Origin of the sequence: Thermoflexus sp. (assembly GCF_025055495.1) — a bacterium.
Lineage (GTDB): Bacteria > Chloroflexota > Anaerolineae > Thermoflexales > Thermoflexaceae > Thermoflexus.
In genome coordinates this window covers 1-10,078 of sequence record NZ_JANWXB010000111.1, presented here as the reverse complement: position 1 = coordinate 10,078, position 10,078 = coordinate 1, and the positions used below count along the sequence as shown (strand labels likewise).

Annotated in this window: 6 protein-coding genes; all 6 read left to right on the top strand. The window is 65.2% G+C overall.

The features are described from left to right. Positions 1–257 precede the first annotated feature (257 nt). The 6 genes from dprA (at position 258) to NZM16_RS03800 (ending at position 10,019) form a co-directional block, all read left to right on the top strand. Positions 258–1,343 carry a DNA-processing protein DprA gene (gene dprA, locus NZM16_RS03825; RefSeq protein WP_295450216.1) on the top strand — a complete coding sequence of 362 codons (1,086 nt, stop codon included), beginning with the start codon at positions 258–260 and terminating at the stop codon, positions 1,341–1,343. A 317-nt stretch (positions 1,344–1,660) separates the two neighbouring features. Further along, positions 1,661–2,857 (top strand): cyclase family protein, encoded by a 1,197-nt coding sequence (locus NZM16_RS03820; protein WP_295450218.1) that lies wholly within the window; start codon positions 1,661–1,663, stop codon positions 2,855–2,857. A gap of 130 nt (positions 2,858–2,987) precedes the next feature. After that, complete coding sequence (acs, locus tag NZM16_RS03815; RefSeq protein WP_295478666.1) at positions 2,988–4,901, top strand: acetate--CoA ligase; 1,914 nt, start codon at positions 2,988–2,990, stop codon at positions 4,899–4,901. Between the two features lie 295 nt (positions 4,902–5,196). Next, the gene (tpx, locus tag NZM16_RS03810; RefSeq protein ID WP_295450223.1) at positions 5,197–5,727 is read left to right on the top strand and encodes a thiol peroxidase; all 531 of its coding nucleotides are present in this window, start codon (positions 5,197–5,199) and stop codon (positions 5,725–5,727) included. 410 nt (positions 5,728–6,137) lie between these two features. After that, entirely contained in the window at positions 6,138–9,044 is a 2,907-nt protein-coding gene (gene uvrA, locus NZM16_RS03805) for an excinuclease ABC subunit UvrA (RefSeq protein WP_295450226.1), read from the top strand. A gap of 198 nt (positions 9,045–9,242) precedes the next feature. After that, positions 9,243–10,019, top strand: a complete 777-nt coding sequence (locus NZM16_RS03800; protein ID WP_295450229.1) for an aldolase/citrate lyase family protein — start codon at positions 9,243–9,245, stop codon at positions 10,017–10,019. The last annotated feature ends 59 nt before the right edge of the window (positions 10,020–10,078 follow it).

The window sequence follows — 10,078 nt, the reverse complement described above, 5'->3', positions numbered from 1 at the left end:
GCCTTTGGCCCCCCGCACCGCCCCCGAAAACCTCCAAATGATCCAAATGAAAAGTGGGCAAAGCACTAGGGCCCTGAAGGCCCAAAGAATGGGGTTGGCCCGCTTCCCTCCCGAGGGCGCTTGGAACGAACGGGTCGCCTGAAGTGGTCCGTGGCGCCTATGATCTCCTCTGGCCCTTCCCTGCGTCCGCTATCATGATTTGGGAAAGGCAGCCTTGCCTCGCCTGCTCTCCCTATTGAGAGGGCTCAGGAGTTTCCATGGACGATCTGGGCTACTGGCTGGTCTTTAACCGGGTGATGGGGATCGGGCCGGCGCGCCTGCGGGCGCTGTTGCAGTATTTCGGAGATCTGCGGACCGCCTGGGAGGCGGATGAGGGGGCGTGGCGGGCCGCCGGGCTGGATCAGCGGACGATCCGGAATCTGGCGGAGGCGAGACGGCGGCTCCATCCGGACCGGGAACGGGAGCAGTTGGAACGGTCCGGGGCGATGGCGTTCACATGGGAAGACCCTGCGTATCCCCTGTTGTTGCGCCGCATCCCGGATCCACCGCCGGTGCTGTTTGTGCGGGGCCACCTGGCGGAGGCGGATCGATGGGCGTTGGCCATCGTAGGGACCCGCCGGCCGACGGCCTATGGGCGGCAGGCCACGGAGTGGTTTTCTGGGGAGCTGGCGCGGGCCGGAATCCCCATCGTCAGCGGGCTGGCCCGGGGGATCGATGCCATCGCCCACGAGGCAGCGCTGAGGGCCGGAGGACGGACGATCGCGGTGTTGCCGTGCGGGGTGGATCGGGTGTATCCCTTAGAGCACGCCCGTCTGGCGGCTCGGATCCTGGAAAGCGGTGCGCTGGTCTCCGAGCTTCCCTTGGGGGCGCCGGCCGAGCCCGGGAACTTCCCGGCTCGGAACCGGCTGATCAGCGGCCTGGCGGTGGGTGTGCTGGTGGTCGAGGCCGGAGCCGCCAGCGGGGCGCTGATCACCGCGTCCCATGCGGCGGAACAGGGGCGGGAGGTCTTCGCCATCCCGGGGAGCGTTTTCTCCCCGGCCAGCCAGGGGACCAACCGGCTGATCCGCGACGGGGCCACCCCGGTGACTTCCCCTCAGGAGCTTCTGGAGGCCCTCAACTGGTCCACCGCCGCCCAGCAGGTGGAGGCCCAACTTCAGCTGCCGGCGGATCCCATTGAGGCCCGCCTGCTGGAGGTTTTAAGCCGGGAGCCGCAGCACATCGATGACATCGCCCGGGCGGCGGGTTTGCCGGTCGCCCAGGTGAGCAGTGCGCTGACGATGATGGAGCTCAAAGGGATGGCCCGCCACCTAGGCGCCATGCATTATGTGCGCGGATCATGCTGATCCCGCTCCGATCGAGATCGCCCGGGGGATCGCCCTCCCGCCCCTCGCTCCTTTAGACGAACCGAGGGCGAGGATGAACCCGCAGCAGATCGAGGAGATCCGCCAGGCAACTTCCGAGCGCTCCCGCGGGTTGTTTTTTCTCCTCCCTCCCCATTCGCCCCTGGGTTTGTCCAAAGTCTATTCCTGATATTTCCCGCTCTTGACAGAAGCCTGATTCTTCTGTTAAATTGATCAACAAATCCACCCGTCCTCTGGAGATCACTGGATTCCACCCCTGCCATGCTTGCCCCTTTTCACAAATCGGAAAGGAGGGGGCCATGTGCGGACCGCAGGTCTATGAGGCGATGGCGCGGACCTGGAGCCGCCGGGATTTCCTCAAGATGCTGGGCGGTGCGATGGCCGCCACTGTCCTCCCCTCCCCGCAGCCGGCGGCCTGGCCCTGGCTGGCGGTGGAAATCGCGGGTGCTCGCGAAGGCGACCTCGTGACCTTCACCCTCACCGTTCGTAACCTCACGGAAGAAACGATCTCCGATCTCTATGTGGCCGGCCACGTCCCCCGCAACGCCGATTTCGTGGCTGCCACCGCGACCCCGGAGAAAGCCTGGTTCCGGGGCTTTGAGGCCGAATCCAGCGACCTCCAGTCGGCGGTATGGCTGGCCGAGAGGATTCCTCCGAAAGGCGCTCTGGGGCCCTTCCGCTATCAGGTCGCTCCCCATCCGGCCGCCACGCTGGTGAGCGCCCACGGCTTCGTCTCTTGGCAGCGTCCGATTTACGGGGAAGCCGCCTCAGCGCCAGCGGGGGTGTTGGTGCGGACCAGCGCCCGGGTATTCCGGCGCAAAGTGGACCTCACCTACGTGCAGAATCCGAATTTCCCCATCTGGCCCGGAGCGCCTCGTCTTCAAATCGAGAACATCTTCAACCATGCCCAGCATGGCTTCTATGCCAATCGCTGGCACATCTACGAACACCACGGCACCCACATGGACGCCCCGGTCCATTTCGGGAAGGATGCCCTCACGATCGAACGGCTCCCGGCGGAGGTCCTGGTGGCCCCGGCAGCGGTCATCGACATTCGCGATCGGGCCCGACGAAATCCTGACGCCCAAGTGATCCCGGAGGATGTCCGGGCCTGGGAACGGCGCTATGGGCGGCTGCCGGACGGGGCGGTGGTGTTCATGTGGAGCGGATGGGGCGCTCGGGTAGGCGATGAGGCGGCCTTCCGGAACATGGACGAAAAAGGGGTGATGCACTTCCCAGGCTTCCATCCGGATACCGCCGAGTTCCTGCTCCGGGAGCGGAATATCGTGGGCATCGGGGTGGATACGCTGAGCCTGGATTATGGGGCGTCCACGGATTTCAAGACGCACTACACGATCCTGCCGGCCAACAAATGGGGGCTCGAGAACGTGGCCAACCTGGGTCGCATCCCACCCGCGGGGGCCACGGTCTTCGTAGGGGCCTTGCGCATTGAGGGGGCTTCGGGCGGGCCGGTGCGGCTGATCGCGGTGTGGTGAATCGTTCGCTGAACCGGTGGAGAAGATCCCTCGAGGGGATGTGCAAGGAACTTCAGGGATGGAGGGAGCACGCTTCTGGCGCGTTCCCTCCATCCCTGAAAATTTTTCTTTTACAGGAAAGGAGGATGCCATGGCGGTAAAGGAGGTGCTGGCGGATATCCGTCATCTCAGCGGCGAGGTGTATTATCCCTCCCCCGAGGTCCTCGAGCGCGCTTATATCAAGGATTACCCCTCGCTCTATCGGCAGGCGATGCAGGATCCGGAGGCCTTCTGGGCGGAGCGGGCGGAAGAGTTGGAGTGGTTCCAGAAATGGGATCGCGTTCTCGACGACAGCAACCGGCCCTTCTTCAAGTGGTTCGTCGGTGGGAAGTTCAATATCTGCTACAACGCGGTGGACCGTCATATGAAGACCTGGCGCAAGAATAAGGTGGCCCTCTACTGGGAAGCGGAGAACGGCGAGCGCCGGGTCCTCAGCTATTATGATCTCTACAAAGAAGTGAACCGCTTCGCCAACGTCCTGAAGGCCCTGGGGGTACGCAAGGGCGACCGGGTGACGATCTACATGCCTCGCATCCCCGAGCTCCTCATCGCGATGCTGGCCTGTGCCCGCATCGGGGCGATCCACAGCGTGGTCTTCGCCGGGTTCTCTGTGGAGGCTCTCCACACCCGCATCGAAGACTCCAGGTCCCGCCTGGTGATCACGGCCGACGGGGGCTATTTGAATGGACGGATTGTGGAGACCAAGCGCACGGTGGACGAAGCCGTTAAGCGAGCTCCCTCCGTGGAGCATGTGCTGGTGGTCCGCCGCACCCGGCAGGAAGTGCCGATGGAGCCGGGGCGGGACTACTTCTACGACGAGCTGGCGCGGCTGCCCTTCGCTCAGGGGGAGTGCCCGGTGGAGGTCACCGACGCGGAAGATCCTTTCTTCATCCTCTACACCTCCGGCACCACCGGCGCCCCCAAGGGCCAGGTTCATGTGCACGGGGGATATGCGGTGTATGTATACACCACGATGAAATGGGTGTTCGATATCAAGGATGACGATGTGTGGTGGTGCACGGCGGATCCGGGGTGGGTGACCGGGCATTCCTACATCGTCTACGCGCCGCTGATGCTGGGGGCCACCAGTGTGATGTATGAGGGGGCGCCGACGTATCCGTATCCGGACCGCTGGTGGAGCATTGTGGAGAAATATGGGGTGACCGTGCTCTACACCACCCCCACGGCCATCCGCGGCCTGATGCGGTTTGGGGATGAGTGGCCCAACCGGCGCAACCTCTCGACCCTGCGCCTGCTGGGGACGGTGGGCGAGCCGATCAACCCGGAGGCTTGGCGCTGGTATTATCGGGTGATCGGGAAGGAGCGCTGCCCGATTATGGACACCTGGTGGATGACCGAGACCGGCGGCTTTGTGATCACCCCTATGCCCTGCATCCCGCTGAAGCCTGGCTCGGCCACCCTGCCGTTCCCCGGCATCGCCGCTGACGTGGTGGACGAGAATGGGAATACCTGCCCGCCGGGTGTGGAGGGCTATCTGGTGATCCAGACGCCCTGGCCCGGGATGAGCCGCACCCTGTATGGAGATCCTGATCGGTATGTAAAGACCTACTGGTCGAAGTATCCGGGCTGGTTCTTCACCGGGGACGCTGCCCGGCGGGATGAGGACGGCTACTTCTACATCATCGGGCGGGTGGACGATGTGCTCAAGGTGAGCGGCTATCGCCTGGGGACGGCGGAGATCGAGTCAGCGCTGGTGGCCCATCCGGCGGTGGCTGAGGCGGCGGCCATCGGTCTCCCCCATGAGGTGAAGGGCGAGGGGATCCATTGTTACGTGATCCTCAAGGCCGGCTACGCGCCCAGCGAGGCGCTGGCGGAGGAGCTACGCCAGCACGTGGCGAAGTTGATCGGCCCCATTGCCCGGCCGGAGGCCATCCACTTCGTGGACAAGCTCCCCAAGACCCGTTCGGGGAAGATCATGCGCCGGGTGCTTCGGGCCCGCGCCCTGGGCCTCCCGGAGGGCGATCTCTCCACGCTCGAGGAGTGAGCCGGGCGGAGAGCGCATGGCGAGGCGGGTGGCTCTGCCACCCGCCTTTTTTTGTCTCTAATGCTCTCCGACGATCTGGCCTCTTCAGAGTGAGGCCAAGCGTCCGGACGGGAACGTCCTCACCTTCCTCTTCCCCACTCTCCATCGGCTGGGAAATCCCAGCGAGGAATTCGAAAGTGGCAGGGATCCCGCGCTCGGATTTAGAATGGTTTTTGTCATCGAAATATCCGGGCGATGCCTTGACCGAATGCGAGGCCGCCTGGATGAACCCTGAATCCCTCCGGAGGTGACGCAGATGGAACGCCCTGGTGCGGTGACGTTTCGCGGCAAACCGCTGACGGTCCTCGGCGAGCCCCTGCGGGTGGGCGACCCGGCGCCGGATGTGGAGCTGGTCGCCCCCGACCTCACGCCGTTCCGCATCCGGAGCACCGATGGCAAAATCCGTATTCTGAGTGTAGTCCCCTCCCTGGATACCGGGGTGTGCGATGCCCAGACCCGGCGGTTCGATCAAGAGGTGGCACGTTTCGGCGATGAGGTGGTGCTGATCACGGTCAGCGCTGACCTCCCCTTCGCCCAGCGTCGCTGGGCGGCGGAGGCCAATGCCCAGAACGTGATCCTGGCTTCGGACCATCGGGAGATGGCCTTCGGCCACGCCTACGGCACGTATGTCAAGGAGCTGCGGCTGGAACAGCGGGCGGTCTTCGTGCTGGATCCGGAGGGCATCATTCGATATGCGGAATATGTCCCGGAGATCGCCCAGCATCCGAACTACGAGGCCGTTCTGGAGGCGGTCCGCGCGCTGGTGAGCCAGCCGGAATCCCGATGAGCAGTCCCCCAGCAGACCATTACGGGTGGGGAGGGGGAGGCGCGCGGCGGATGCTGCGCGCCTCCCCGCTTTAAAGGCAGGATGTTCGATGGCCTCGGCCGATAGCCAACCGCGGGAAGCGGACGAGCGCCAACGTCCTCCGTCGCGTCCCTCGGGGCAACAAGCGCGGACGATGGGTGAGGCGCCGCTGGGCGCTTTCCGGAACCCCATGCGGTGGCCGGGCGTCGGGCCCGCTCGAGCCTTCCCAGACCCGTTCGCTTCTCCCTCTTGCGCTCCGGGCCGTGCGGCAGAATAGGACAGCGGAACGTCCGGGAACGCGCCGGCCACCGGGGAACGTCGTGCGTTGAATCCATACCCCAGCCGTGCTATGCTGAGAAATTGACTCATCCTGAGGAAGGCGGCAGTCTGTGATGGCGAAGGGGAAGATCATCGTCCGCGGCGCCCGTGAGCATAACCTGAAGAACATCACGGTGGAGATCCCGCGCGACCGGCTGGTGGTGATCACTGGCCTCTCCGGCTCCGGGAAATCCAGCCTGGCCTTCGACACGCTCTACGCCGAAGGCCAGCGGCGTTATGTGGAATCCCTCTCCGCCTACGCCCGGCAGTTCCTGGGGCTGATGGAGAAGCCAGATGTGGATCAGATCGAAGGGCTCTCCCCCGCCATCTCCATCGATCAGCGGGGTGCCTCTCACAACCCCCGGTCCACCGTGGGGACGGTGACGGAGATCTACGACTACCTTCGCCTCCTCTTCGCCCGCGCCGGGATCCCTCACTGCCCCCGCTGCGGCCGGGAGGTCCAGAAGCAGAGCCCGGAGCAGATCGTGGAGGCCATCCTGGCCCTTCCGGAGGGGGCCCGCATCATGATCCTGGGCCCGGTCGTTCGCGGCCGGAAAGGGCACCACGGCCCGGTGTTCGAGGAGCTCCGCCGCATGGGCTTCGTGCGGGTCCGGGTGGATGGGGCGCTCCGGGATCTCGACGAGCCCATCGAGCTGGATCGCTACAAGATCCACCATATCGAAGCCGTGGTGGACCGTCTGACGGTGCGTCGCGATGGGATGGATCGTTCCCGTCTTCAGGATTCGGTGGAGACCGCCCTGCGGCTGGGGGATGGGCTGGTGATCGTGCACAACGCCTCGGCGGAGCCGCCGGAGGACCTGCTCTTCAGCGAGCACTTCGCTTGCCCGTATTGCAACGTCAGCCTGCCGGAGCTGGAGCCCCGCCTGTTCTCCTTCAACAGCCCGAAGGGCGCGTGCCCGACCTGCGAGGGCCTCGGGGTGCAGCTGGAGCTGGACCCGGATCTGCTCATCCCGAATAAAGACCTCTCGCTGGCGGAAGGGGCCATCGTCGCCTGGGGCGGCGAGGAGGAGGGAGGCTATTACTGGCAGTTGCTGGAAGCCGCCTGCCGCGCCTTCGGTATCCCGACAGATGTCCCGGTGCGCGCCCTTCCCTCCGAACAATTGCACCTCCTGTTGTATGGAGCGGGGGAGGGAGTCCGGATCCCGGTGCGATATCAGGCCCGGGATGGGACATGGCGGACCTATGAGGCGCCCTTCGAGGGGGTGATCCCCAACCTGCGCCGCCGATATGAGGAGAGCACTTCGGATTACTTCCGGGCGCGGGTGGAGGGATGGATGAGCGAACGGCCATGCCCGGCCTGCGGCGGGGCGCGGCTGCGCCCGGAGGCCCTGGCGGTCACCGTGGCGGGTAAGAACATCTACGAGGTCACCCGGATGTCGGTCGTTGAGGCCATGCGCTGGGTGGAAGCCCTTCGAGGGGATCACGGCCAGCCGCCCTCCCTCTCCGAGCGCCAGCGCCTCATCGTCGGTCAGGTCCTGCAGGAGTTGCACAACCGGCTGCGCTTCATGGCGGATGTGGGCCTGGATTACCTCACCCTGGACCGGCCGACGGCGACGCTGTCGGGAGGCGAGGCGCAGCGCATCCGCCTGGCCACCCAGATCGGGAGCCAGTTGACGGGCGTGCTCTATGTGCTGGACGAGCCCAGCATCGGCCTGCATCCCCGGGACAACGAGCGGCTGATCCGGACCCTGAAGCGGTTGCGGGATCTGGGGAACACCGTTCTGGTCGTGGAGCACGATGAGGCGATGATCCGGGCGGCCGACTGGGTGATCGACCTGGGGCCGGGGGCAGGGGAGCACGGCGGGTATGTGGTGGCTCAGGGCCCGGTGGAGGCGATCATGCGCAACCGCAAGTCCCTCACCGGCGCCTACCTGGCCGGCCGGCTGACCATCCCGATCCCGGCCCGCCGGCGCCCGGGCAACGGGAAGTTCCTCGTCGTCCGCGGGGCCCGGGAGCACAACCTCAAGAACATCGATGTCCGCTTCCCCTTGGGAACCTTCATTTGCGTGACAGGGGTCTCCGGCTCGGGCAAGAGCACCCTGGTGGTGGAGATCCTTTATAAGCGCTTGGCGCAGATCCTCAACGGCGCCCGGGATCCCGCGGGGGACCATGACACCATTGAGGGCGTGGAGTTCATCGATAAGGTGATCAACATCGATCAATCCCCCATCGGGCGGACGCCCCGTTCCAACCCCGCGACCTACACCGGGGTGTTCACGGACATCCGAGATCTCTTCGCCAGCCTGCCGGAGAGCCGACTGCGGGGTTACGGCCCGGGGCGCTTCTCCTTCAATGTGAAGGGCGGGCGCTGTGAGGCCTGCGAAGGCCAGGGGCAGATCCAGATCGAGATGCAGTTCCTGCCCGATGTGTTCGTGACCTGTGAGGTCTGCCGCGGGGCCCGGTTCAACAAAGAGACCCTGCAGATCCGGTATCGGGGGAAGAACATCGCCGATGTGCTGAACATGACGGTGGATGAAGCCTATGAGTTCTTCGAGGCCTTCCCGACGATCCGGCGCAAGCTGCAGACTATGCGGGATGTCGGGCTGGGCTACATCCGGCTGGGCCAGCCCGCCCCAACCCTTTCGGGCGGCGAGGCCCAGCGGGTCAAGCTGGCGAAGGAGCTCTCGCGCCGCCCGACCGGCCACACCCTCTACATCCTGGACGAGCCCACGGTGGGCCTGCACGCGGCTGACGTGCAGAAGCTGATCGATGTGTTGCAGCGCTTCGTGGACCAGGGACATACGGTGATCGTCATCGAGCACAACCTGGACGTGATCAAGGTCGCGGACTGGATCATCGATTTGGGCCCGGAGGGTGGAGAGCAGGGAGGGTATATTGTGGCCGAAGGGATCCCTGAGCAGGTCGCCCGGGTGGACACTTCGTATACCGGTCAATTCCTGCGTCGAGTCCTTCGGGAAGGCATTGCCTCCCCGAATGGGCGACGGCGGGGAAAGCGCTGAAGGGAAAGGTGGGGGCCATTTTGAGGCCCACCCTCATTTCCTCCGCCGGCGGCACCTGTTCTCCCGACCGGCTATCGAGTGGACGGAGCGCAGATGGGGAAAGCGGGGCTTTAGAGGTGGGGCCGAAGTCCCCCAGTTTAGCCCCTGAAAACCCTCAAATCTAAAAACAGATAAGGCATTCGGGAGGGGAGATCCACGATGATCCCCAATCGCACCCTCGATCGGTTGCGGAATGGAGAGGCCACCATCGGAGCGTGGCTGGGTCTGGGCAGTCCCTATGCGGCCGCTCTGTTGGCCCGCATGGGCTTCGACTGGCTGGTGGTGGATGCCGAGCACAGCCCTTTCGGCTACGATGCGATGGCCCAGAGTGTGATGGCCATCCTCCCCACGGACACCACCCCATTCGTGCGCGTCCCATGGAATGATCCAGTCTGGATCAAGCTGGCCCTGGACACCGGGGCTATGGGGATCGTGGTGCCGATGGTGATGAACGGAGAGGAGGCCCGTCGGGCTGCCGAAGCCGCGCGCTTTCCTCCGCGGGGAATCCGATCCGTCGGCGCCTGGCTGGGGCCGATCCTGCATGGGGAAGATTACTGGACCGCTGCGAACGATCAGGTCATGGTGGTGGTCCAGATCGAACATATCGCTGCGGTCGAGCGGGCGGATGAGATCTGCGCCGTCGAGGGGGTGGATGTGGTCTTCATCGGCCCCAATGATCTGGCAGCGTCGATGGGGCTTATCGGAACTTCGTTCCGGGAGAACAGCGCCTGGGAGGAGGCGATTCAGAGAGTCCTGCAAGCCGCCCAGCGGGCGGGGCGGCCAGCGGGGATGATGTGCATGTCGGTGGAAGAAGCCCTCCGGCGGCGGGCTGAGGGGTTCCGGTTCCTGGCGGTGGCTTCGGATGCCCGATATGCGCAGCAGATGGCCCAGGACATCCTCCGCCGGTGGCGTTCGATAGATCGTCCATCCGGGTGATGGGCATCGCCCGGGGCCCGGGCGGTCCATCCCATCCGGCTCGTGCCCGGTGTTCGCGT

What these genes read in the sequence shown, in the direction of transcription:
- dprA (WP_295450216.1), top strand. Translation starts at nt 258, where the DNA reads ATGGACGATCTGGGCTACTGGCTGGTCTTTAACCGGGTGATGGGGATC.
- NZM16_RS03820 (WP_295450218.1), top strand. Translation starts at nt 1,661, where the DNA reads ATGTGCGGACCGCAGGTCTATGAGGCGATGGCGCGGACCTGGAGCCGC.
- acs (WP_295478666.1), top strand. Translation starts at nt 2,988, where the DNA reads ATGGCGGTAAAGGAGGTGCTGGCGGATATCCGTCATCTCAGCGGCGAG.
- tpx (WP_295450223.1), top strand. Translation starts at nt 5,197, where the DNA reads ATGGAACGCCCTGGTGCGGTGACGTTTCGCGGCAAACCGCTGACGGTC.
- uvrA (WP_295450226.1), top strand. Translation starts at nt 6,138, where the DNA reads ATGGCGAAGGGGAAGATCATCGTCCGCGGCGCCCGTGAGCATAACCTG.
- NZM16_RS03800 (WP_295450229.1), top strand. Translation starts at nt 9,243, where the DNA reads ATGATCCCCAATCGCACCCTCGATCGGTTGCGGAATGGAGAGGCCACC.